A 22,402-nucleotide genomic window follows, 5' to 3' on the forward strand; every position below is an offset into this window, starting at 1 on the left:
GGTCCCCCCTCACGCCGCGGCCGGAGCGAGCGACCGAGAAGTGGCAGGCACGGGCTTGGCGATCTCGTGCAGGATGGTCAGGTAGAGAGCGATCAGCGCGAGCGATGAGATGCCCATCCCGATCATGTTCAGGGGCATCATCAAAGCCGGGATCATCCAGGCGGCCAGCAGCCGCCGGTTCGCCGTCGGATCGGGCACGGAAGCGCAGATCCGCCAGACGATCACGGCTGCGACGGCCGTGAGGTCGTAGTTGAAGGCGTAAGGCGTCAGCAGCGGCACGGCGCAGACGACGAGCGCCGTTCGCTGGCGGACGTCCCGCGAGCGGCGCACACCCCATACGGTCGCCGCGAGCACCGGCAGCGAGACCGCCGCCTGGAGCGCGAAAGCCGCCTGCGAGGGCAGTCCGAAGGTCCGTGCTCCGGCATAGACCGAGGCCATCATGTAGGTGAAGAAGCCCTCGAAACGCTCGAGAATCGCGAACTGGAAGGCGCTGACGGTGGTGAAGTAGGCCCGCCACGGCTCCAGCCCAAAGACGGCCGCAGAGACCGCGACCAGCGCGATCGCGGTGAGGCTCGCCGAAGCGATGGTGCGCCAGGCACCCAGCGCGATGAGCACGAGGGGCAACACCAACCCGAGATGGGGCTTGTAGGTGAGCAGGCCGAACAGCAGGCCCGCAAGCCAGGGCCGCTTCTCGAGGCAGAGAAGGCCGCCGAGCAGGAGCAAACCGGTGAGGAAGCCGTTCTGTCCCCCAATCATGTTGATCAGACAGGCCGGAGACAGCAGCAGCAGCAGCAGGGCGCGCAGTCGCTCGGGGGCGGGAACCTGGCTCAGCGTCACGGCGGCGAAGGCGCCGAACAGCAGAAGGGTCCAGGCAGCCAGCGCCGCGGGATACGGAAGCTGCGCGAAGGGCCACAACAGGAGGAGCGAGAAGGGCGGATAGCCCCAGTTGTGGAAGGGGAGCGGGGTGCCGAAGACCCGGCCGATGGCCTCCGCATAGGCCGTAAGGTCGAACAGCGTCGTGAGCTCGCCATGGAAGGCGAGGCGCGGGCCGACCCAGTTATTGATGAAGTCGCGTCCGACCGGGTAGCCTGTCACGTCGAGGCCGTTCCCGGCAGGCCAGTAGAATCGCACCGTGATCGGCAGAACGGCAAGAAGGCCGAAAACGGCGAAAGCGGTGTTCGGAAACCGCGGCCGGACGGCAGGTCCGGAGAGGCCCGGGTTCATCACTGCGGCGACCTCACGCGATGTGCAGGTAGAGGTTCGAGCTGAATGGGCCGAGCGGAAGCCCGGTGTGGCCGATCTTCGCGACGCGTCCGGCCGGAACAGCCTGCGCCAAGCGCGCGCGCGTCATCAGGATGAGGTTCTCCTCGCGGGTCCAGTCGGCCTTGCCGAGCAGGCGGCAGGCGAGCCGAAACCCGGCATCCGTGAAATGCAGGAAAGGAACGGCCGTGTGGTGCTCGATCGGAAAGAACCGGTGAGGCACGGTGACGAAGACGCTGCGGGCGACCCGGCACATCTCCGCGAGCATCAGCTGCTGGTTCCGGCGGCTGCCGACATGCTCCAGCACGGCATTGGAGACCGCCGCGTCGAAGCTGTCATCGGCGAAGGGCAGCCGGCAATCGTCGGAGACCTGCCGGTAGGCGATCTCGGGGTAGGCTTCGCGAAAGGCCTCCGCTGAGCCGAGCCCGACCGCAGTGATGTTGGCCCGGTGCGGATAGGTCCGCTCCAGCACGTTCGCCGCATCGTTCAGGACGTCGGAAACGCCGACGTCGAGGATCGTGCTCTCGGGGCGTGGCCGGCACAGGCGCAGAAAGTCGGCGTGGATGCGGTCGCGAGCGGCCGCGACGATCCGCTCCGCGAGCGAGCTCGGCGGGGCGACCTCGTAATATTTTTCGTCGCGCAGCGATGCGCGGGGCGTGAGGTCGAGAACGTCGGTGGGCACGGTCGATCGCCTCGTCAGGTGCCGTTCGGGGCCGGCAGGTCGAGGTAGCGCATCCGCTTGAACTCGCGCTGGCTCGTGCAGACGGCGTCGACGATGATGCCGCAGGTCAGACTCATGAAGGCAAGCTGGATCAGGGCCGCGGCGAGCACCGCGGTCGGGAGCCGCGGCACCAGACCCTGCTCCAGATAGGTCGTGACGATCGGCAGCCCGAGGGCGATGGCGGTGTTGGCGAGGACGGCGGCGAGAATTCCAAAAAAGCGGAATGGGCGCAGAGTCTTGTACATGCGCACGATCTTCACGAGGATCTTTGCGCCGTCGCGATAGGTGTTGAGCTTCGAGCGTGAATCGGCCGGCCGCCGCCCGTATGCGATCGGGATCTCTTCCGCGGCGAGGCGGAGGTCGAGCGCGTGGACGGTCAGCTCCGTCTCGATCTCGAAGCCCGAAGAGGTGGCGGGAAACGACTTGGCGAAACGGCGCGAGACGACGCGGTAACCCGACAGGATGTCGGTGAAGCCCGCCCCGAACAGCCGTTCGACCAAGCCGTTGAACATCCGGTTGCCGAAGCGGTGACCGCGCGGAAAGGCGCCGTCCTGGCCGACCCGCACGCCGACCACCATGTCGACGTTCCGAGTCACGAGCGCGTCGATCAGGCGCCCCGCTGCGGTCGCGTCATAGGTCAGGTCGGCATCGGCGAGCACGTAGAGGTCGGCGTCGATGTCGGCGAACATGCGCCGCACGACGTTGCCTTTGCCCTGGCGCCGCTCGTGCCGAAGCACGGCGCCGGCAGCCTGCGCGATCTCTGCCGTGCGATCGGTCGAGTTGTTGTCGTAGACGTAGATCGTCGCGCCCGGCAGCGCCTTGCGAAAGCCGGCGATCACCTGCGCGACCGTGTGCTCCTCGTTGAAGCAGGGCAGCAGGATCGCGATCGACTTGTTCCGCGAGAACGAGGCCTGCGGCAACAGGCCGTTCAGCTCTTCGCGGATCCGTTCCGAGCTTTGCATCATCGCGGGCTCTCCAGGCCTGCCCTCTCAGGCGAGCCCGGGTCAAATTAGCCTGCGAGCGTTAACGGAATGCGAGCGCACCGGGCGTTTCGGCCCATGCAGGTGAGGCAGCGTTTACCAATCCGCGTCTACAACACGGAGAGTATCGACCTGAGGTCCGCCTCGGGCTCGCCTGCGCCCTTCGGAGTCCCTGATGAGCCACCACACCGAGACGCTGGTCATCGGCGCGGGACCCGCCGGGCTCACGGCGGCCTATCTGCTGTCGAAGGAGGGCCGTCAGGTCACGGTGCTCGAGCGCGACCCCGCCCAGGTCGGCGGTATCAGCCGGACGGTCTCGCACGAGGGCTATCTGTTCGACATCGGCGGCCACCGCTTCTTCTCGAAGTCGAAGGCGGTCGTGGATCTCTGGGACGAGATCCTTCCGAACGATTTCATCGAGCGCCCTCGCCTCTCGCGGATCTTCTACAAGGGCCGCTACTACGCCTACCCGCTCAAGGCCTTCGAGGCCCTGAAGAATCTCGGCATCCTGGAGAGCGCGGCCTGCGTCGCCTCTTACGCCTATGCCCGTATCCGGCCGGTGAAAGACCCGAAAACCTTCCACGAATGGGTGCGCAACCAGTTCGGCGAACGGCTGTTCTCGATCTTCTTCAAGACCTACACGGAGAAGGTCTGGGGCATGTCCTGCGACGCGATCTCGGCCGACTGGGCCGCACAGCGCATCAAGGGCCTCGACCTCGCCTCCGCGGTGATCGATGGTCTCGGCCGCTCGCTCGGCCTACGCCGCCGGCAGCAGGCCGGAGGCCCGGTGATCAAGACGCTGATCGAGAGCTTCCGCTACCCCCGCCGCGGCCCCGGCATGATGTGGGAAGCCGCCGCCGACAAGACCCGTGCGAATGGCGGCCGCGTGCTGCTCGATCGTGGCGTCGAGCGCCTGTCCTACGAGCCGCGCACCGGCATCTGGACGGTGACGGCACGGCTCGGCGACGGCAGCCTTGAGACCCATACCGCCCGCAATCTGGTCTCCTCCGCCCCGATCCGCGAATTGGTGGACTCGATCCGCCCGACCCCGCTCTCGATCTTCAACGCCCGCGCCCTGAAATACCGCGACTTCCTCACCGTCGCCCTGATCGCCAAGGCGCGCGAGGACTTCCCCGACAACTGGATCTACATCCACGACCCGTCGGTGATGGTTGGCCGGGTGCAGAATTTTCGCTCGTGGTCGCCCGAGATGGTACCGGACGAGAGCCGGACCTGCCTCGGCCTCGAATATTTCTGCTTCGAGGGCGACGGTCTCTGGAATGCGCCGGACGAGGAACTGGTGGCGCTCGCCAAGCGCGAGATCGCGCAGATCGGCCTGATCGCCGAGGACGACGTGGTCGATGCCTGCGTCGTGCGCCAGCCCAAGGCCTATCCGGTCTACGACGAGGACTACAAAGCCCATGTCGACACGATCCGTCGCGACCTGGAGCGGGCCTATCCGAGCCTGCATCTCGTCGGGCGCAACGGCATGCACAAGTACAATAACCAGGACCACGCGATGATGACCGCGATGCTGACGGTCAAGAACATCCTCGCGGGCGCGCGGGTCTACGACACCTGGTGCGTGAACGAGGACGCCGAATACACCGAAGCCGGCGTCTCGGGCGCCCACGAGGCTCTCGCCAGCGAGCGCCACGTGCCGCGCAGGGTGGCGTGATCTCCAGGTCCGACGCTCGCGGTTGCCCGTCGAGCGCCTAGTCGTCCTCAACCCCTGACGAAGGCCAGCAGGTCTTCGTTGATGACCGCGGCATGCGTTGTCAGCATGCCGTGCGGGTAGCCGGGATAGGTCTTGAGCGAGCCGTTCACGAGCAGTTTCACCGAAAGCCGCGCGCTGTCGTCGATCGGCACGATCTGATCGTCTTCCCCGTGCAGGACGAGCGTCGGGACGGTGATCGCCTTGAGATCCTCGGTCTGGTCGGTCTCCGAGAAGGCCTTGATGCCATCGTAGTGGGCCTTGGCGCTGCCCATCATGCCCTGGCGCCACCAGTTCCGGATCACCCCCTCGTCGATCGTCGCACCGGGACGGTTGAAGCCGTAGAACGGCCCGGTCGGGACATCGAGGAAGAACTGCGCCCTGTTATCCGCCAGCGCCTTGCGGAACCCATCGAAGACCTCGATCGGCAGGCCGCCGGGATTGCCGTCGGTCTTGAGCATCAAGGGCGGGACGGCGCTGACGAGAACCGCCTTGGCCACGCGTCCCTGCGGCTCGCCGTGCCGCGCGACGTAGCGCGCGACCTCTCCACCTCCCGTGGAGTGGCCGATATGGACGGCGCCCCGCAGGTCGAGATGCTGGACCACCGCCGCGGCATCCGCCGCGTAGTTGTCCATGGTGTGCCCGTCCCAGACCTGCGCCGAACGGCCATGGCCGCGCCTATCATGGGCGATGACCCGGTAGCCCTTCGACAGAAAGAACAGCAGCTGCGCGTCCCAGTCGTCCGCCGAGAGCGGCCAGCCGTGATGGAAGACGATGGCTTGCGCGTCCCTCGGCCCCCAATCCTTGAAGAAGATCTCCACACCGTCCTGAGTCGTGACGAAGGGCATTGCTGGAATCCTTCCCGATCGGCCGCGGCGACAGACTCGCCTGCTCGACATTCGGCTGCCGACCCGGGACGATTCAAGAGAATTCAGTCGGCATGCGTACCGGGAAACGGCGCATTGAGGACCGGTTGGTCCGGGGCGCGCCGGCATGAGGCCCGTGAACGATCGGCGTGCGCGAGCGCAAAAAAAGACCCTCTCCTCGGGTGAGGAGAGGGTTCGTGTCGCCCTGAAGGCGAGAGGGGGTGAGCGGTCAGTGACCGCCGCCACCGCCGCCGGCGCTGTTCGAGGTCGGCTTATTGTTCTCCTCCGCATTGCCCGAGGCGGCCGAGGAGCTGTGCGGGTCGCGCCCCTGCGCCAGAGCCGGCCCGGCCAGGCTGAGGGCGAGAGCTGTGAAGACGGCAAGCTTACGCATAGGTTTTTTCTCCCTATCGATGAGGAGAAAGAACAGATCGCCGGAGGGATAGTTGCCCGACCGTCCCACCACTGTCTGGCATCGTACCGAAGACGGAAGGCGGCGTGGTCTAATCGACCCGGCGCATCACCAGGGAAGCGTTGGTGCCGCCAAAGCCGAACGAATTCGACAGGGCGACGTCGACCCGCTTGCGCTTGGCTTCGTGGGGCACGAGGTCGATCGCGGTCTCGACGCTCGGATTGTCGAGGTTGAGGGTCGGCGGGATCACGCCGTCGCGGATCGCCAGGATCGAGAAGATCGCCTCGACGGCGCCAGCCGCACCGAGAAGGTGTCCGATCGCGGACTTGGTCGAGGACATCGCGACCTTGGAGGCGGAATCCCCGAGGAGCCGTTCGACGGCCTTGAGTTCCAGCTCGTCGCCGGCCGGCGTCGAGGTGCCGTGGGCGTTGATGTAGTCGATCTCGGACGGGGCGATGCCGGCGCGCTTCAAAGCCGCGACCATGCAGCGATAGCCGCCCTCGCCTTCCGGCGCGGGCGAGGTGATGTGATAGGCGTCGCCCGAGAGCCCGTAGCCCACCACCTCGGCGTAGATCTTGGCGCCGCGCGCCTTGGCGTGCTCGTACTCTTCCAGCACGACGACGCCGGCACCCTCGCCCATCACGAAGCCGTCGCGGTCCTTGTCGTAGGGCCGGGAGGCGCGGGTCGGCTCGTCGTTGAAACCGGTGGAGAGCGCGCGGCAGGCGGCGAAGCCGGCGAGCGCCAGGCGGTTCACCGGTGATTCCGTGCCGCCGGCCACCATCACGTCGGCATCGCCGAACGCGATCAGCCGGGCGGCGTCGCCGATGGCATGGGCGCCCGTCGAGCAGGCCGTGACCACGGCGTGGTTCGGGCCCTTCAGGCCATGCTGGATGGAGACCTGGCCGGAGGCGAGGTTGATGATCCGGCCGGGGATGAAGAACGGAGAAATTCGCCGCGGGCCCTTCTCGTGAAGGGTGATCGAGGCATCGTAGATCGTGCCGATGCCGCCGATGCCCGAGCCGATCAGCACGCCGGAGGCGCATTGATCTTCCTCGGTCTTCGGGTGCCAGTCGGCATCGTCGAGCGCCTGGCCGGCAGCGGCCACGGCGTAGATGATGAAGGGATCGACCTTGCGCTGCTCCTTCGGGTCCATCCAGAGATCCGGATTGAACGTGCCGTCGGAACCGTCGCCGGTGGGAACCATGCAGGCGATGCGGCAAGCGAGGTCGTCGACCGGAAAGGTCCCGACCTTCACGGCGCCGCTGTCTCCGGCGACGAGACGGCTCCAGGCATGCTCGACGCTGGCTCCCAGCGGCGACACGATCCCCAGCCCCGTCACGACAACCCGACGCATCATGCTATCCCGAACCGATCTCCGTCATCACCGGAAACGCCCGGAGCGGGAGACCGGTTCGACCCGCCCGGGCGCAAGGACCCCTGTCTCTGGCCTCAGGCCGAGTTCTTCTCGAGGAACTTGATCGCATCGCCGACCGTCTGGATGGTCTCGGCGGCGTCGTCCGGAATCTCGACGTTGAATTCTTCTTCGAACGCCATCACCAGCTCGACGGTGTCGAGGCTGTCGGCGCCGAGATCGTCGATGAAGTTCGCGCCCTCGGTCACCTTCTCGGGCTCGACGCCCAGGTGCTCTACGACGATCTTCTTCACGCGCTCAGCGATATCGCTCATCGTTTTTTGTCCTCGTCTTCTCAGATCGATGGTGAAGGCGCCGTGGCCACCCGTCCCGCTGATGGGGATCTTGTCAGGCGGCCGGTGTCCGATCGCGCGTGTTCTCGCAAGCCGTAACCCGCTGAACCGTCAACTCCCCTCGCACGGCTGAGCCGGGTGTTAACACAGGGTTTCCGCTCTGGCGAGACCCGGTTCAGAAAGCGTTCATCGGCGTGGTTTCCAGGTCGTCCAGGCGCTGATTTGGATGCTGCGGAGTGCCCGAAACCAGCCGTCAGATCATCGCCATGCCGCCGTTGACGTGCAGCGTCTGGCCGGTGACGTAGGCGGACTCGTCGGCCGCCAGGTAGACCGCCGCCGCGCCGATCTCGGCGCCCGAGCCGAGGCGCCCCATCGGCACGCGGCCCAGAATACCCTCGCGCTGTTTCTCGTTGAGCGCGTCGGTCATGGCCGAAGCGATGAAGCCCGGCGCGATGCAGTTCACGGTGATGTTGCGCGAGGCCACTTCCGCGGCGAGCGCCTTGGTCATCCCGACGAGGCCGGCCTTGGCGGCGGCGTAGTTGCCCTGGCCTGGATTGCCCGTCGTGCCGACCACCGAGCCAACATTCACGATGCGGCCGTGGCGGCGCTTCATCATGCCCTTCACCGCGGCGCGCGAGAGGCGGAAGGCGGCGGTGAGGTTCACGGCGATGACCGCGTCCCACTCGTCGTCCTTCATACGCATGAAGAGGTTGTCGCGGGTGATGCCGGCATTGTTGACGAGGATGTCGAGGCCGCCGAGCGCGGCCTCGACCGCCGGGATCAGCGCCTCGACGGACTCCTTATCCGACAGGTTGGCCTCCACCACCGAGACCCGCTCGCCGCCGAGTTCGGCCGCGAGCTCGTCGAGCACCGCGCGCCGGGTTCCGGACAGTGCCACGTGCGCGCCCTGGGCGTGGAAGGCGCGGGCGATGGCGCCCCCCAATCCGCCGGTGGCGCCGGTGACGAGGGCCTTGCGGCCGGTCAGATCGAACATGGATGCTGTCCTCAAGCGTAGGCGGCGACGTCTTCGGCCGTGCCGATGGCATTGGCGGCGGCACCCGGCGCGATGCGCTTGACGAGGCCGGTCAGCACCTTCCCGGCGCCGAGTTCGTGGAAGCGATCGACACTGGCGGCGGCCATCGCGGCGACGCTCTCGGCCCAGCGCACGGTGCCTGTGACCTGCGCCACCAGCGCTTCGCGGATCGCCTCCGGATCGCTCAGCGGGCCTGCGGTGACGTTGGCGTAGACCGGCACGGACGGCGCGCGCATCGAGACTGCGGCCAGCGCCTCGCGCATCGCCTCGGCGGCGGGCCGCATCAGGGTGCAGTGGAAGGGGGCCGACACGTTGAGCAGGATCGCGCGCTTCACGCCGCGCGCCTGCGCGATGGCGATGGCGCGCTCGATGGCCGTCTTGTGACCCGAGAGCACGACCTGGCCTGCCCCGTTGTCGTTGGCGACGCCGCAGACCTGACCCTCGGTGGCCTCCTCGGCGATGGCATGGGCGGTGGCGAGATCGGGGCCGATCAGTGCGGCCATGGCGCCCTCGCCGGGCGCTACCGCGCGCTGCATCGCCTCACCGCGGATGCGCAACAGGCGGGCGGTGTCGGCAATGGAAAAGGTGCCGGCGGCGGCGAGCGCCGAATATTCCCCGAGCGAATGGCCAGCGACGAACGCCGCGTCGCGGGCAAGGTCGAGTCCTTTCTCCGTTTCTAATGCGCGCACCACCGCGAGGCTTGCCGCCATCAGCGCCGGCTGCGCGTTGGCGGTGAGCGTCAACTCCTCGGCCGGCCCCTCGAACATGACGCGCGAGAGGCTCTGATTGAGGGCATCGTCGACCTCGGAAAAGACGTGCCGGGCGGCCGGTGATATCTCAGCCAGCGCCTTGCCCATGCCGACGACCTGGCTGCCCTGGCCGGGGAAGATGAAGGCTCGGGTCATGTCGCGTCGTCCTCCGTCTTGCCGCGCGCCGCGCCCCTGCCGATGATTGGCCGGCGCCGCTTAGAGGCGCGGCGCACTCGCATCGACGGGGGCGGGTGTCAACAATGCAACGCACAAGGCAATCGACCGCGGCCTCTCATCCTTTGTCAAAGAAAGCCACGTTGCCACTGTCCAGGCTGTACGACGCGCCGACGATGCGCAGGGCCTTTTTCGCCAACGGATCGATCAAGGAGGGTTCGGAGGCCGTACGCAGTCGCGAAACGATCCGCGAGACGTTGGCGCGCACGGCGTTCTCGATCAGATCGCCGGGCTTGTCCTTGACCGAGAGCACGGCCGGGACGATCGGCTCGATCATCCGGCCGATCGCGCCGGGATAGACGGTGTTGTTCTTGACGACGTCCACCGCGGCCTGCACGGCGCCGCAGCGGCCATGGCCCATCACCAGGATCAACGGCACGCCGAGCTGCGAGATCGCGTATTCGATGGAGCCGAGCGCGGCGGTATCCACCGTGTTGCCGGCGTTGCGCACGATGAACAGCTCGCCGAGTCCGCGGCCGAACAGGATCTCCGGCGACACGCGCGAGTCGGAGCAGCTGACCAGCACGCAGAACGGCGTCTGCCCGAGGGCGATCTCGATACGGCGCTCGCGACCCTGGACGGCGCGCACCGGGCTGTCGGTGGCGAAGGACTGATTGCCGTCCTTCAGCGCCTTCAGCGCCTGGTCGGGAGTCATGTCGGTCTTCTTGCTGCTCGGGCTGGCGGCGAAAGCCGGCAGCGGCAAAGAGGTCGCCGCAAAGCACCCGACCCCCAGAGCGCAGCCACAGCCCAGAAACGTCCGACGGTTCATCGATTGCATCGTGCTCGCCTTCCCAACGGGCCAGACGCGGGCCGGGACGACCGGCTCGCCCGCCTCGCCGCAGCTCCGTCCGATGAGGACGGACGGACCGGTGGCAATCATCCGCCGGGGATCGGTCACATATCGGTGATCGGCTGCCGGAGATGACCGGTCGGGATGTCAGGCCGCGATCGGATGTCGGCAATCCGTGCTGACCGACTTCGCAAAGGCGGCGACGAGGCCGTCCTCCAACTTACCCGTCATGCCGTGGAGGATGCGCAGAGCCTCCGCCTCGGGCAACGGCTCCTTGTAGGGGCGCCGCTCGATCAAGGCCGAGTAGATGTCGCAGATCGTCAGCAGCCGGACCGGGTCGGCGATCGCATCGCTGCTCAGACCATCGGGATATCCCGAACCGTCGAGCATCTCGTGATGGTGACGCGTGACAGCGAGGGTGATCGGGTCGCAGTTGCCCGAGGCGAGCAGGATCTCGTGTCCGATCGGGGCGTGGGTACGCATCACCCGGAACTCGTCCGGATCGAGCCGGCCCGGCTTATTCAGGATCTCGGGTGGGATCCGGGACTTGCCGACGTCGTGCACGAGGGCCGCGCGCACCATCAGATGCGAATCCTTGCTCGACAAGCCGAGCGAACGAGCAAAGCCCGCGGTCAGCCCAGCGACGAGCAGGCAATGCTGAAAAGTAACGTCGTCATGCGCACGCACGACCTCGAGCCAGCCGGTCAGGCCGCCCTCCTTCACCGCGTTCATGACGGGGTCCAAACCCTGTTCGACCTCCTGCAGGTCGATCTGACCGCTCGCGGCCGTCTGGAACATGGTGTTGATCAGGGTGCCAGTGCGGGCGATCTGCCGCTGCACGACCAGTTCGGAGACTGTCGCATCGGGACGGATCTGGCGAAACAGGGCTTCGACCACGGTTTCGGGATCGAGCAGGGCCGATAGGCAGGCCGTGGCGCCGAGCGCCTGCGCCTCGCGGACCGTCGAGGCCGCGCTGGTGCGGACGAGATGGATGCAGGGGAGCCGCCTCCCTTGCAGGCGGCGCAGCAGCAGGGTGAGGCAGCGCCGCGCCTCAGGTTGAGCGAGGTTCACATTGACGAGGATGCCGGCGGTGTCGTCGATCCCGACCCAAGTCTCGTCGACGCCTGCCAGCCGGCATTCCGTGACCGCCTCGACGGCACTGGCCAAGGCACGGTCGCGATCGGGCCGGTCACTCAGAACGATGACGCTGCCGGTTGCCAAGGAGTGCCTCTCTCGATGTCCATTCCGGAGGCTCGGGCTCAGGCCCGGGACAGGAACCTTAGCGCCAGCATTGTTGATGAGACGTTCCCAGAGCGGGGTGAGTAATAAAAAATGCACGTGACATGAGCAATATTTCTCCGGTAGCGAGCCGCTGGTCGCGGACGAGGACCAGGATCGAGCCCGGCGCGCGCGCCTGCTGGCCGCCTTTCACACCCGCTTGTTGCACGGCCGCATCGGGTGTAAGGAGCCCGTTCACTCCGCAACACTCCGTACGCCTTTGGGAAGGAGCCGCTCCGCATGGCTCGCGTCACCGTCGAAGACTGCATCGAGAAGGTCGAGAACCGGTTCGAACTGGTGCTGCTCGCCAGTCATCGTGCGCGCCTCCTCGCCTCCGGCGCCCCGCTCACCGTGGATCGCGACCGCGACAAGAACCCGGTCGTGGCCCTGCGTGAGATCGGCGACGAGACCATCACGGCCGACGACCTCAAGGAGCAGTTGATCCACTCGCTGCAGAAATACGTCGAGGTCGACGAGCCGGAGGCCGAGACTGTGCCTTTGTTGTCGAGCTCACCGGCTGCCGCTTCCGTGGCGCCGCAGTCCAGCTCGAACGACGACAGTGAGGTCAGCTTCGACCGCATGAGCGAGGAAGACCTGCTCCGCGGTCTCGAGAACCTCGCCCCGCCGACCGAGACGGACGACGAGGGCGATTGAGACTCAGGCCTTTCTCTCAAGCGATTCAGAAAGCCCGGCCGCGAGGCCGGGCTTTCTCGTTCCGAAGCAGGCGCGACTCCATATCTGCATCGATGCGTCTGGCGCTCTGCGGCGTGATGCGAGAATACTCCCCTCCCGGTGATCGGGCCTCGATGGCGGAAGGTTGTTTCGGCGGATGATGCGCCAGTACGAACTCGTGGAGCGGGTCAAGCGCTACAATCCGCACGCGAACGAGGCTCTGCTCAACCGCGCCTATGTCTACGCGATGCGCGCCCACGGCACCCAGAAGCGGGCCTCGGGCGACCCGTTCTTCGCGCATCCCCTGGAAGTCGCCGCGATCCTCACGGACCTACGGCTCGACGACGCCACCATCATTGCCGCGGTGCTGCACGACACGGTTGAGGACACCGCTGCGACGCTGGAGGAGATCGGCCGGCTGTTCAGCCCCGAGATCGGCGCGCTCGTCGATGGCCTGACCAAGCTCAAACGGCTGGATCTGGTCTCCAAGCGCGCAGTCCAGGGTGAGAATTTCCGCAAGCTCCTGCTCGCGGTGGCCGAAGACGTGCGCGTGTTGCTGGTGAAGCTGGCGGACCGGCTCCACAACATGCGCACCCTCGGCTTCATGCCCGCCGAGAAGCGCGCCCGCATCGCGGAGGAGACTCTTGACATCTATGCCCCGCTGGCCGGCCGCATGGGCATGCAGGAAATGCGCGACGAGCTGGAGGATCTCTCGCTCCAAAACCTCAAGCCGGAGGTCTACGCCACCATCACCAAGCGTCTGGAGGCCTTTTCCGAGACCTCCAAGAGCCTGATCAAGACTATCGAGAAGGACCTCACCGCGCGGCTCGCCGCCCAAGGCATCCCGGCCGAGGTGAAAGGAAGGCTGAAGAAGCCGTTCTCGATCTGGTCGAAGATGGAGCGCAAGTCGGTTGCCTTCGAGCAGCTTTCCGACATCGTCGGCTTCCGGATCGTCGTCGCCACCACGCCCGAATGCTACGGGGCGCTGGGCGTCGTCCATACGAGCTGGCCGACCGTGCCCGGCCGCTACAAGGATTACATCTCGACCCCGAAGCAGAACGACTACCGCTCGATCCACACCACGGTGATCGGCCCGAAGCGCCAGCGCGTCGAGCTGCAGATCCGCACGCGGGCCATGGACGAGATCGCCGAATACGGCATCGCCGCGCATGCGCAGTACAAGGATTCCGGCGAGGACGACGAGGGCGAGAGCCATCCGCGGCTCGCCACCGAGAGCGGCGCCTATCAGTGGCTGCGCCGTACGATCGAGCTGCTGGCCGAAGGCGATTCCCCTGAGGAGTTTCTGGAGCACACCAAGCTCGAACTCTTTCAGGACCAGGTTTTCTGCTTCACGCCGAAGGGCCGCCTGATCGCCCTGCCCCGCGGGGCCACGCCGATCGACTTCGCCTACGCGGTCCATACCGACGTCGGAAACAGCGCGGTCGGCGCCAAGATCAACGGCCGCATGTCGCCGCTGCTGCACGAACTCGCCAACGGTGACGAGGTCGAGATCGCCCGCTCCGATGGCGCCTCGCCGCCGGCCGCCTGGGAATCGCTGGTCGTCACCGGGAAGGCGCGCGCCGCCATCCGCCGGGCCACCCGCGCCGCCGTGCGCCGGCAATATGCCGGGCTCGGCCGGCAGATCCTCGACAGGGCCTTCGAGCGGGCGGGTAAGGCCTTCACCGAGGAGAAGCTGCGGGGCGCCCTCCCTCGCCTCGCTCGCGCCTCTGCCGACGACGTCTTCGCCGCGGTGGGACGCGGCGAGATGTTCTCGGGTGACGTGGTCAAGGCGGTCTATCCCGACTTCAAGGACAGCCGCGGCACCGGCTCGCCGGGCTTGCCCGCACCCTCCCAGGGCGGCGCCGACGGTGCGGGCCGGCTCAGTCGCAAGGACCAGACGATCCGGCTGACCTTCGCCGAAGGTTACGCGGAGGCCGTCGGCGCCGGGGATGGCGGCATCCCGATCCGCGGCGTCGCCGGAGACCTGCCGGTGAGCTTTGCGCCGAACGGCGGAGCTGTGCCCGGCGACCGCATCGTCGGCATTCTCACGCCCGGCGTCGGCGTCACCATCTATCCGATCCAGTCGGCCGCACTCGCGGATTTCGACAACGAGCCGGAGCGCTGGCTCGACGTGCGCTGGGACGTCGAAGCCGGCTCTAGCGAACGCTTCCCTGCCCGGTTGATGGTCGAGTCGATCAACGAACCCGGCGTGCTGGCTCAGATCGCTCAGGTCATCGCCGACCACGACGGCAACATCGACAACGTCAAGATGACCCGCCGGACCCAGGATTTCACCGACATCGTCATCGACCTCGCCGTCTGGGACCTCAAGCACCTCAATGCCATCGTGGCCGAGCTGCGGGCGAAGCGCTCAGTGAGCCGCGCGGAGCGGATGAACGGGTAGCCGGCGGCCTTGCCTCGCCAGCCGCGCCTTGCGAGAAGCAGGCCGTTCGCCCCTTCCCGAAAGCCGTGCCCGCATGACCCATGAGGACGTCCTCGAAGAGTTCCGCTCTGCCGGCGCGCTGCTTCAGGGGCACTTCGTGCTCAGCTCCGGCCTGCATTCGCCGACCTTCCTTCAGAAGATGAACATCTTCTCGGACCCGCCGCGCACCGAGCGCCTGTGCCGCGCTCTGGCACAGGTGATCACGGCCCGGTTCGGCCAGGTCGACATCGTGGTCTCGCCGGCGATCGGCGGCATCGTGCCCGGCTACGAGACGGCCCGGCATCTCGGCGCCCGCGCGATCTTCGTAGAGCGCGATCCCGGCGGACCGTTCCAGCTGCGCCGCGGTTTCAGCATTCCCGCCGGCAAGCGCGCCGTGATCGTCGAGGACATCGTCACCACCGGTTTGTCAGCCCGCGAATGCCTCGCCTCGCTCGCCGGCGAGGCCGGCGAGGTGGTGGGAGCGGCCTGCCTGATCGACCGCTCGGGCGGACGCGGCGAGATCGGGCTGCCGATGGTCACGCTCGCCGCCCTCGATATCCCTACCTATCCGGCGGATGCACTGCCGCCCGAACTCGCGGCCCTGCCTGCGGTGAAGCCTGGCAGCCGGGCCATTCCGACGACCTGAACCGCCCGAACTTCGGTCAAGAACTTGAAGTTGTTTGGTAAGCCTTCATGCACCGAGATACGAGGGTGGCCCCTTCGTCTCGACGATAATCTTGCCTTCGCTTGACAGACAGGCTGCGGTTCTTCAGAAATATTACCGTCGATTGCGTCTGTTTTTCTGCGCGAGAAAGATGATTTTCATTTCGAATAATCTCATCGTAGCATTCTGATAGCTTTTCAATGCAAGATCTGCCGTATTAGCTTGGTCGCTGGCAGTTTTCGTAGTCGGTTGAATGTTTTCGTTGCCGGTCTCACGCGAGGCGGCCCATGACCAATCCCATTGCTTTGAAATCAACGGATATTTTGAATGCCAGCACAGCAGCGCAGCGCCCTCTTCATTGATGGCGCTAATCTCTACGCCACCACCAAAGCCCTCGGCTTCGACATCGATTACAAGCGGCTTCTGAAAGAATTCCAGGCGCGCGACAATCTTCTTCGCGCTTTCTACTACACGGCCATGGTCGAGGATCAGGAATATTCTTCGATCCGGCCGCTGATCGATTGGCTCGACTATAACGGCTATCGCGTCGTGACGAAGCCGGCGAAGGAGTTCACCGACTCGGCCGGACGGCGCAAGGTCAAAGGCAACATGGACATCGAGCTCGCGATCGACGCGCTCGAGCTCGCTCCCCACATCGACCACATGGTTTTGTTCTCCGGCGACGGAGATTTCCGTTCGCTGGTCGAGGCGATGCAGCGCCGCGGCGTGCGCGTGACGGTGGTCTCGACCATCCAGACACAGCCGGCGATGATCGCCGACGACCTGCGCCGGCAGGCGGACGAGTTCCTCGACCTGACCCAGATCATCAATCGCGTCGGCCGCGATCCCGGCGAGCGCCCTGCTCGTCCCGCGGGCGGCGACAACGGCCGCCGCGAGTTCGCCGAGCGTGGTGCGCCGCGCGGAACAGCCCCAAACCCGGGCCTGGAAAGCCGCTACGGGATCCGTCAGCCAGGCGACGAGGACCCGGTGGAAGCCTGACGGCTCACGCCTGCGCGTCGAGCCAGGCGATGACCTGCTCGGCGCTGCGGTTCGGTGGAAACACCGGGTAGAACGCCTTCGTGACCACGCCCTCGTCAATGACGAGGGTAAGCCGCTTCAACAGCAGCGTGCCGTTGGCATCGAAAGTCGGCAGCCGCGCTGCCAGCGCGAAGGCGCGGTGCAGGTCGGAGAGCAGCCCGTAGGGCAGGTGCAGCCGCTCGGCAGCCTCCTTCTGGTAGGCGCTCGATTGTGTCGACAGGCCGTAGACCTGCGCGACGCCGCGCTCGATCAGGTCGCCGTGCCGGTCGCGGAACTCGCAGGCCTGGGGCGTGCAGCCCCTGGCGCCGGGGATCGCGTCCCAGTCTGCGACGAGGTTCGGCTGTCCCGGCTCGCCGGTGCGGGGATAAGCGAAGACCACCGTGCGGCCCGGCAGCCGGGCCAGCGAAACTGTCGTGCCGTCGGTTGCCGTCAACGCGACGTCCGGCAGGCGCAGCCCCGCGAGGTGATTGGCGGCGCCGTCATCAACGGGCACCGGCAGGTCGGCGGGAAGATCAGCGAAATTGGGGGTGGCCACTCTGCTTTCTCCCTACGGTACTCCAACGAACGACGGTGGGCCGACTCAGCCCTTGTCGCGCATGAGCCGCGCCTTGTCCCTCTGCCAATCACGCTGCTTAGTCGCCTCGCGCTTGTCGTGATTCTGCTTGCCCTTGCCGAGGCCGAGTTCGACCTTCGCCCTGCCCTGCTCGTTGAAATAGATCTTGAGCGGGACCACGGTCATGCCCTGGCGCTGGGTGGCGCCGATCAGCTTGTCGATCTGGCGGCGGTGCAGGAGCAGGCGGCGCGGACGCTTGGGCTGGTGGTTGAATCTGTTGGCTTCGAGATATTCTGGGATGTTGCAGTTGAACAGCATCAGGTCGTTGCCCGACGGCCCGGCATAGGACTCCCCGATGGTCGCCTTGCCGTTTCGCAAGGATTTCACCTCGGTGCCAGACAGCGCGATGCCGGCCTCGATCACGTCCTCGATCGCGTAGTGGTAACGCGCCGAGCGGTTATCCGCGACGACCTTGCGGTTGGGATCGGACTTGGGGGCCATGATGTGAGCGGTGCGATCTGCGTCTGAGCCAAGCTGCCGGATATGGTGTCGAAAGGCCCGTCCGGCGAGCCTGTCGCCTCAGTCCTCGATCAGCCCGGCGAAGCGAAGCGCCGCATCGACGGCCTTCTTGCAGCCTTCGGTCGGCGGCACCATCGGCAGGCGAACCTCGTCCGACATCAGGCCGAGGCGGGCGAGGGCATACTTCGTCGGCACCGGGTTGGATTCGTAGAAAAGGGCGGCGTGCAACGGGGTCAGGCGATCCTGGATCGTGAGCGCCTTGGCGTAGTCGCCCGCCAACGTCGCCTCCTGCAGATCGGCGCTGAGGCGAGGGGCGACGTTCGAGGCGACGGAAATGCAGCCCTTTCCGCCATGCGCGTTGAAGGCGAGCGCCGTCGCATCTTCGCCCGAAAGTTGGATGAACTCTTCTCCCATAGCGTGGCGTTGGAGACTGACGCGGTCGATCTTGGCGGTCGCGTCCTTCACGCCGGCGATGTTCTTGAGTTCGAACAGGCGCGCCATCGTGTCGACGCTCATGTCGACGATCGAGCGGCCGGGGATGTTGTAGATGATGATCGGGATGCCGACGGCGTCGTTCACCGCCTTGAAGTGGGCATACATGCCCTCCTGCGTCGGCTTGTTGTAGTAGGGCGTGACCGTGAGCACGGCATCCGCGCCCGCGGCCTCGGCATGACGGGCTCGCTCCACGGCCTCGATGGTCGAGTTCGAGCCGGCGCCCGCGATCACGGGCACGCGCCCTGCGGCCTGCTTGATGCAGATCTCGACCACGCGGTCGTGCTCCTCGTGGCTGAGCGTCGGGCTCTCGCCGGTGGTGCCGGTGGGGACGAGCACGTGCGTGCCCTGTTCGATCTGCCAGTCGACGAACTTTCGGAAGGCGGCCTCGTCGAAGGCGCAGTCGCGGAACGGCGTCACCAACGCGGTCATCGAGCCTCTCAGGCGCGAACGGGTGTCGGTCATCGTGCTGGTCCCAGCCGTCTCGTGAAGTGCCGCTCTTTCGCCGCCGCACGGCGATATCCCCAAACGGGGCCGGCAGACATAGGCGCTCGGCCACGGCCGCGCAAACCCTTCGCGGACGCAGTTAATGCCTTCTTAACGCAGGAGAGGCCAGCTTAACGTTTGGCCTCCCGACTCGGGGTGAACCATGGCGGTCTCTGATCGACCTCGCCTTGCGCTTCTCGCGCTCGTCCTCAGCGGCGGCGTGGCTTTCGCCGCGCCGGTGCACGCGGCCGAGGCCGTTGAGCCGGTCGCAAAAGCCGCGGTGCCATCGAGCGACGCCAATGCCAGTTCCGACCGTTTGAAGGATACCGCGCCGACCGATCCGGTCGCCGCCGACGCGCTCAGGGTTGAGCCGTCGAAGAGCGAGGCCTCCAGGGGCGAGGGCGCGAGCGATGCGCCGCTGCCCGCCGGGGCCAGCGCCTACGCCTCGACCGATACGGACATCCCCCTCGCCTTCCCGCTGCCCGACGCCTCCGCCTCGCCCGCCGCCCCGGTGCCGGAGGTGCCGGACCCGGCCCGCGCGATGTTCGCCGGCGACACCGATCTCGGCCAACTCCGCCAGGCGATCGATCTCTATCGCAAGGGCAAGTTCGCGGACGGCGACCGCCTGCGTGACGGCTTCAAGGATCCTGCCGCCCGCGCACTCTGCGAATGGGTGGCGATCCGCGCCGGCACGGGCGTCGACCTCAGGCGCATCACGGCCTTCCTGCGTGACAACCCGGGTTGGCCGGCCGGGCCGCTGGTGCGTCGACGCGCCGAGGAGCGGCTCCTCGCCGAGAAGAAGGCTCCTGAGCAGGTCCGCGCCTATTTCGCCTCATCGAAGCCGGAGAGCGCCCCGGGCAAGCTCGCCTTGGCGCTGGCCTTCAAGGCCGACGGACTCGATGCGGATGCCGCCGATCTGGTGCGCGATCTCTGGCGTGGCGACAGCTTCGGTCGTGCCTTTGAGACCAAGGTGATGGAGGCCATGCCCGGCATCCTCACCACGATCGACCACCGCACCCGCATGGAACGCGCCCTCCTCAAGGAGGACTGGGAGATGGCGGGCCGTGCGGCTGGCTATGCCGGTGGCTCCTATGCAAGCCTGGTCAGGGCGCGCCGCGTGGTCGAGGCCAAAGGCTCCGGCGCACCCTCGGCGCTGAACGCCGTGCCGCCTTCCCTGCGCAACGATTCGTCCTTCATGCTCTCGCGGGCCCAGTACTATCGCCGCGCGGAAAAATTCGAGGAGGCGGCCAAGATCCTCGCGGCCGCGCCGACCAATCCGGACGTGCTCGTCGACGGCGACGAATGGTGGGTCGAGCGCCGCATCGTCGCCCGCAAGCTGATCGACAAGGGCGACACGAAGACCGCGTTGGCAATCGCGAGCGGACATTCTGCGCGCACGGTCGAGAAACGCATCGAAGCGGAGTTCCATGCCGGCTGGATCGCCCTGCGCTTTGCGGGCGATGCGAAGACCGCACAGGCGCATTTCGCCAAGGCTGCGGGGATCGCCGAGACGCCGATCTCGATCGCCCGCACCGCGTATTGGGAGGGTCGTGCCGCCGATCAGCTCGGCGAGGCGAGCGACGCCAAGGTCTTCTACGAGCGCGCCGCCGCGCAGCCGATCGCCTATTACGGCCAGCTCGCTCGGGCCCGGCTCGGCCAGTCGAGCCTCGACCTGCGCCGTGCTGCCGACCTCGACGGCGATGCACGCAAGGCCTTCGATGACCGCCTGTTCGTTCGGGCCCTGAAGCTGCTCACGGCGGCCTCGATGAAGGATCTGGCGCTGCCGCTCTACATCGATGCGGCGAAGTCGCTGACCAACGAAGGCGAGCTGAACGCGCTCGGCGACGTCGCCACTCAGATGCGCGATGCCCGTGCCCTCGTCTCCCTCGGCAAGCTCGCCACGCAGCGCGGCCTCGCGCTGGACGCGCATGCCTACCCGACCATCGGCATTCCGGATTACGAGGCCTTCGTCGCGGTGCCGCAGGTCGAGCGTGCGATGGTCTTCGCGATCGCGCGGCAGGAGAGTCAGTTCGACCCGCAGGCCCAGTCCGGCGTCGGCGCGCGCGGCCTGATGCAGATGATGCCGCAGACGGCACAGCGCACGGCCAAGCGCGTCAGCACCGCCTTCGAGACAGGACGGCTCACGAGTGATCCAGCCTATTGCGCGCGGCTCGGCCAAGCGCATCTTGGCGAGCTGATGGAGGATTGGCGCGGCTCCTACATCCTCGCCTTTGCCTCCTACAATGCCGGCGGCGGCAACGTGAAGAAATGGATCGACGCCTACGGCGATCCGCGCAAACCCGGTGTCGATCCGATCGATTGGGTCGAGCGCATCCCCTTCACAGAGACGCGCAACTACGTGCAGCGGGTGATGGAGAACCTGCAGGTCTATCGCAACCGCCTCGCGGCCAAGGGCGACGGCCGCAGCACGCTGCTGATCGAGCAGGACCTCGCCCGAGGGGCTCGGCCGGCGGCGAGTGCCGAGGCGATGCCCGTCGCTCGGTAAGCTGGGCGGCCGGTCTCCTCAGCCCGCCGCGCCCGTCTCGTCAGTTGCCCGGTTCGCTAGCGCCATTACCGTCTGGAGAAGCACGTTCGCTCCGGCGGTGCAGTCGCCCTCGCTGGCCCATTCCGATTCGTTGTGGCTGACGCCGTCGCGACAGGGCACGAAGATCATCGAGGTCGGCGCCTTCATGGCGACATTGCAGGCGTCGTGGCCCGCGCCCGAGATCATCCGGCGCGAGGTCAGGCCGAGAGCCTCCGTTGCACGCGCCACCGCCCCGACGATGGCGGAGTCGAACGGCACCGGCTCCTTGCGCCAGATGCGCTTGAACTCGCTCGTCAGTTTCCGCCCCCCTGCGATCTCGTCGAGGCTCCCGCGCAGCTCGGACTCGATGGCGTCGAGCGTCTCAGAGCGCGGATCCCGCAGGTCGAGAGTGAAGGCCACGCCGCCCGGCACGACGTTTCGTGAGGGCGCCGCGATTGTCGCCTCGCCGATCGTCGCGACGGCGCTAGGGCCGTGGGCCAAGGCGATCCGCTCTGCTGCCAGGCAGAACTCGGAGAAGCCGAGCAGCGCATCGCGCCGGCGCGTCATCGGTGTCGTGCCGGCATGGCTCTCGAAGCCGGTGATGGAGCCGTCGAACCAGGCGATCCCCTGCCCGCCTTCGACCACGCCGATCGCTGTCTCCTCGGCCTCCAGGATCGGCCCCTGCTCGATATGCAGCTCGACGAAGGCTCCGAATGCGCGCGCGCCGACGCGTTCCTCACCCACGCTGCCGATCGCCTGGAGCGCCTCGGCGACCGTGACGCCGGCCGCGTCGCGCCGCGCCAGGATTTCATCGGTCGTATAGTCGCCGGCATAGACGGCTGAGGCCATCATGGCCGGGGCGAAGCGTGAGCCTTCTTCGTTGGTCCAGTTGATCAGGAGCAGGGGTGCCTCGGTCTCGATGCCCGCCTCGTCGAGGGTGCGCATCACTTCGAGGCCGGCGAGCACGCCGAGGATGCCATCGAACCGGCCGCCCGTCGGCTGGGTGTCGAGATGCGATCCGAAGGCGACCGGCTTCGCGCTAGCGTCGCGGCCCCGCCTCAGCGCGTATTGGGTGCCGAGATCGTCCGTCGAGACGGTGAGGCCGGCTACCTCGCAGGCTCGGCGGAACCAGTCACGTACCTGACCGTCCGCGGGAGAGAGCGTGAGGCGGTTCACGCCGCCCGCCTGCCCGGGGCCGAATTGTGCGGTCTCGTGGATGGTGGCCCAGAGCCGCGATCCGTCGATCCTGAGATTGCTGGTCATGCCGCTCGTCCGTGCTGTCGGGCTGGTTGGG

General features: G+C 67.0%; 21 protein-coding genes. 6 read left to right on the forward strand and 15 right to left on the reverse strand.

Going from position 1 to position 22,402, the window contains the following annotated elements; genetic code table 11:
• Positions 1-9: 9 nt before the first annotated feature.
• From GGR33_RS12865 to GGR33_RS12875, 3 genes are read right to left on the reverse strand one after another with little or no spacing between them, the layout of a single operon-like run.
• Positions 10-1,224, reverse strand: coding sequence for a glycosyltransferase family 87 protein (locus GGR33_RS12865; RefSeq protein ID WP_183505704.1), 1,215 nt, complete (start codon positions 1,222-1,224; stop codon positions 10-12).
• A gap of 13 nt (positions 1,225-1,237) precedes the next feature.
• The gene (locus GGR33_RS12870) at positions 1,238-1,942 is read right to left on the reverse strand and encodes a class I SAM-dependent methyltransferase (protein ID WP_284211522.1); all 705 of its coding nucleotides are present in this window, start codon (positions 1,940-1,942) and stop codon (positions 1,238-1,240) included.
• Positions 1,943-1,956: 14 nt separating this feature from the next.
• The gene (locus tag GGR33_RS12875) at positions 1,957-2,946 is read right to left on the reverse strand and encodes a glycosyltransferase family 2 protein (RefSeq protein ID WP_306484323.1); all 990 of its coding nucleotides are present in this window, start codon (positions 2,944-2,946) and stop codon (positions 1,957-1,959) included.
• A 190-nt stretch (positions 2,947-3,136) separates the two neighbouring features.
• Between GGR33_RS12875 and GGR33_RS12880 the strand changes: the two genes are divergently transcribed.
• Positions 3,137-4,639 (forward strand): NAD(P)/FAD-dependent oxidoreductase, encoded by a 1,503-nt coding sequence (locus GGR33_RS12880; RefSeq protein WP_183505707.1) that lies wholly within the window; start codon positions 3,137-3,139, stop codon positions 4,637-4,639.
• A 47-nt stretch (positions 4,640-4,686) separates the two neighbouring features.
• On the opposite strand, the gene GGR33_RS12885 is transcribed toward GGR33_RS12880, so the two are convergent.
• From GGR33_RS12885 to GGR33_RS12920, 8 genes are all read right to left on the reverse strand, one after another.
• The gene (locus GGR33_RS12885; RefSeq protein ID WP_183505709.1) at positions 4,687-5,523 is read right to left on the reverse strand and encodes an alpha/beta fold hydrolase; all 837 of its coding nucleotides are present in this window, start codon (positions 5,521-5,523) and stop codon (positions 4,687-4,689) included.
• Between the two features lie 247 nt (positions 5,524-5,770).
• A complete protein-coding gene (locus GGR33_RS12890; RefSeq protein WP_183505712.1) occupies positions 5,771-5,932 on the reverse strand; it encodes a hypothetical protein in 162 nt (53 codons plus the stop codon).
• Between the two features lie 109 nt (positions 5,933-6,041).
• Positions 6,042-7,304 (reverse strand): beta-ketoacyl-ACP synthase II, encoded by a 1,263-nt coding sequence (fabF, locus tag GGR33_RS12895; RefSeq protein ID WP_183506055.1) that lies wholly within the window; start codon positions 7,302-7,304, stop codon positions 6,042-6,044.
• 95 nt (positions 7,305-7,399) lie between these two features.
• Positions 7,400-7,636, reverse strand: a complete 237-nt coding sequence (locus tag GGR33_RS12900) for an acyl carrier protein (RefSeq protein ID WP_147045707.1) — start codon at positions 7,634-7,636, stop codon at positions 7,400-7,402.
• A 271-nt stretch (positions 7,637-7,907) separates the two neighbouring features.
• Positions 7,908-8,648, reverse strand: a complete 741-nt coding sequence (gene fabG, locus GGR33_RS12905; protein ID WP_183505715.1) for a 3-oxoacyl-[acyl-carrier-protein] reductase — start codon at positions 8,646-8,648, stop codon at positions 7,908-7,910.
• 11 nt (positions 8,649-8,659) lie between these two features.
• Entirely contained in the window at positions 8,660-9,592 is a 933-nt protein-coding gene (gene fabD, locus GGR33_RS12910; protein WP_183505717.1) for an ACP S-malonyltransferase, read from the reverse strand.
• 136 nt (positions 9,593-9,728) lie between these two features.
• Positions 9,729-10,325 (reverse strand): carbonic anhydrase, encoded by a 597-nt coding sequence (locus tag GGR33_RS12915; protein WP_246413058.1) that lies wholly within the window; start codon positions 10,323-10,325, stop codon positions 9,729-9,731.
• Between the two features lie 282 nt (positions 10,326-10,607).
• A complete protein-coding gene (locus GGR33_RS12920; RefSeq protein ID WP_183505723.1) occupies positions 10,608-11,681 on the reverse strand; it encodes an HD-GYP domain-containing protein in 1,074 nt (357 codons plus the stop codon).
• 297 nt (positions 11,682-11,978) lie between these two features.
• Between GGR33_RS12920 and rpoZ the strand changes: the two genes are divergently transcribed.
• The 4 genes from rpoZ to GGR33_RS12940 all read left to right on the forward strand — a co-directional run bounded on the left by rpoZ (position 11,979) and on the right by GGR33_RS12940 (position 16,495).
• Positions 11,979-12,392, forward strand: a complete 414-nt coding sequence (gene rpoZ / locus GGR33_RS12925; protein WP_183505725.1) for a DNA-directed RNA polymerase subunit omega — start codon at positions 11,979-11,981, stop codon at positions 12,390-12,392.
• A 175-nt stretch (positions 12,393-12,567) separates the two neighbouring features.
• The gene (locus tag GGR33_RS12930; protein WP_183505728.1) at positions 12,568-14,814 is read left to right on the forward strand and encodes a RelA/SpoT family protein; all 2,247 of its coding nucleotides are present in this window, start codon (positions 12,568-12,570) and stop codon (positions 14,812-14,814) included.
• Between the two features lie 73 nt (positions 14,815-14,887).
• The gene (gene pyrE / locus GGR33_RS12935; RefSeq protein ID WP_183505731.1) at positions 14,888-15,478 is read left to right on the forward strand and encodes an orotate phosphoribosyltransferase; all 591 of its coding nucleotides are present in this window, start codon (positions 14,888-14,890) and stop codon (positions 15,476-15,478) included.
• A gap of 345 nt (positions 15,479-15,823) precedes the next feature.
• Positions 15,824-16,495, forward strand: coding sequence for a LabA-like NYN domain-containing protein (locus tag GGR33_RS12940; RefSeq protein ID WP_183505734.1), 672 nt, complete (start codon positions 15,824-15,826; stop codon positions 16,493-16,495).
• Between the two features lie 4 nt (positions 16,496-16,499).
• Here GGR33_RS12940 and GGR33_RS12945 read toward each other — a convergent pair whose 3' ends face one another.
• The 3 genes from GGR33_RS12945 to dapA all read right to left on the reverse strand — a co-directional run bounded on the left by GGR33_RS12945 (position 16,500) and on the right by dapA (position 18,563).
• Complete coding sequence (locus GGR33_RS12945; protein ID WP_183505737.1) at positions 16,500-17,069, reverse strand: peroxiredoxin; 570 nt, start codon at positions 17,067-17,069, stop codon at positions 16,500-16,502.
• Between the two features lie 45 nt (positions 17,070-17,114).
• The gene (smpB, locus tag GGR33_RS12950) at positions 17,115-17,588 is read right to left on the reverse strand and encodes an SsrA-binding protein SmpB (protein ID WP_183505740.1); all 474 of its coding nucleotides are present in this window, start codon (positions 17,586-17,588) and stop codon (positions 17,115-17,117) included.
• Positions 17,589-17,666: 78 nt separating this feature from the next.
• The gene (dapA, locus tag GGR33_RS12955; RefSeq protein WP_183505743.1) at positions 17,667-18,563 is read right to left on the reverse strand and encodes a 4-hydroxy-tetrahydrodipicolinate synthase; all 897 of its coding nucleotides are present in this window, start codon (positions 18,561-18,563) and stop codon (positions 17,667-17,669) included.
• Positions 18,564-18,747: 184 nt separating this feature from the next.
• Here dapA and GGR33_RS12960 point away from each other — a divergent pair, with 184 nt between their 5' ends.
• Positions 18,748-21,090 carry a lytic transglycosylase domain-containing protein gene (locus GGR33_RS12960; protein WP_183505744.1) on the forward strand — a complete coding sequence of 781 codons (2,343 nt, stop codon included), beginning with the start codon at positions 18,748-18,750 and terminating at the stop codon, positions 21,088-21,090.
• An 18-nt stretch (positions 21,091-21,108) separates the two neighbouring features.
• Here the strand turns inward: GGR33_RS12960 and GGR33_RS12965 are convergent, their stop codons facing one another.
• Positions 21,109-22,371 carry a Zn-dependent hydrolase gene (locus tag GGR33_RS12965; RefSeq protein ID WP_183505746.1) on the reverse strand — a complete coding sequence of 421 codons (1,263 nt, stop codon included), beginning with the start codon at positions 22,369-22,371 and terminating at the stop codon, positions 21,109-21,111.
• Positions 22,372-22,402: the final 31 nt, after the last annotated feature.

The organism is Methylobacterium brachythecii (assembly GCF_014196345.1).
Taxonomy (GTDB): domain Bacteria; phylum Pseudomonadota; class Alphaproteobacteria; order Rhizobiales; family Beijerinckiaceae; genus Methylobacterium; species Methylobacterium brachythecii.

Bases quoted from the DNA above. Each gene is read 5' to 3' on its own strand.
- fabF (WP_183506055.1), bottom strand. From the start codon at position 7,304: ATGCGTCGGGTTGTCGTGACGGGGCTGGGGATCGTGTCGCCGCTGGGA.
- GGR33_RS12940 (WP_183505734.1), top strand. From the start codon at position 15,824: ATGCCAGCACAGCAGCGCAGCGCCCTCTTCATTGATGGCGCTAATCTC.
- dapA (WP_183505743.1), bottom strand. From the start codon at position 18,563: ATGACCGACACCCGTTCGCGCCTGAGAGGCTCGATGACCGCGTTGGTG.
- GGR33_RS12900 (WP_147045707.1), bottom strand. From the start codon at position 7,636: ATGAGCGATATCGCTGAGCGCGTGAAGAAGATCGTCGTAGAGCACCTG.
- fabG (WP_183505715.1), bottom strand. From the start codon at position 8,648: ATGTTCGATCTGACCGGCCGCAAGGCCCTCGTCACCGGCGCCACCGGC.
- GGR33_RS12880 (WP_183505707.1), top strand. From the start codon at position 3,137: ATGAGCCACCACACCGAGACGCTGGTCATCGGCGCGGGACCCGCCGGG.
- GGR33_RS12960 (WP_183505744.1), top strand. From the start codon at position 18,748: ATGGCGGTCTCTGATCGACCTCGCCTTGCGCTTCTCGCGCTCGTCCTC.
- GGR33_RS12885 (WP_183505709.1), bottom strand. From the start codon at position 5,523: ATGCCCTTCGTCACGACTCAGGACGGTGTGGAGATCTTCTTCAAGGAT.
- GGR33_RS12930 (WP_183505728.1), top strand. From the start codon at position 12,568: ATGATGCGCCAGTACGAACTCGTGGAGCGGGTCAAGCGCTACAATCCG.
- GGR33_RS12875 (WP_306484323.1), bottom strand. From the start codon at position 2,946: ATGATGCAAAGCTCGGAACGGATCCGCGAAGAGCTGAACGGCCTGTTG.
- fabD (WP_183505717.1), bottom strand. From the start codon at position 9,592: ATGACCCGAGCCTTCATCTTCCCCGGCCAGGGCAGCCAGGTCGTCGGC.
- pyrE (WP_183505731.1), top strand. From the start codon at position 14,888: ATGACCCATGAGGACGTCCTCGAAGAGTTCCGCTCTGCCGGCGCGCTG.
- smpB (WP_183505740.1), bottom strand. From the start codon at position 17,588: ATGGCCCCCAAGTCCGATCCCAACCGCAAGGTCGTCGCGGATAACCGC.
- GGR33_RS12865 (WP_183505704.1), bottom strand. From the start codon at position 1,224: ATGAACCCGGGCCTCTCCGGACCTGCCGTCCGGCCGCGGTTTCCGAAC.
- GGR33_RS12965 (WP_183505746.1), bottom strand. From the start codon at position 22,371: ATGACCAGCAATCTCAGGATCGACGGATCGCGGCTCTGGGCCACCATC.
- GGR33_RS12890 (WP_183505712.1), bottom strand. From the start codon at position 5,932: ATGCGTAAGCTTGCCGTCTTCACAGCTCTCGCCCTCAGCCTGGCCGGG.
- GGR33_RS12915 (WP_246413058.1), bottom strand. From the start codon at position 10,325: ATGACTCCCGACCAGGCGCTGAAGGCGCTGAAGGACGGCAATCAGTCC.
- rpoZ (WP_183505725.1), top strand. From the start codon at position 11,979: ATGGCTCGCGTCACCGTCGAAGACTGCATCGAGAAGGTCGAGAACCGG.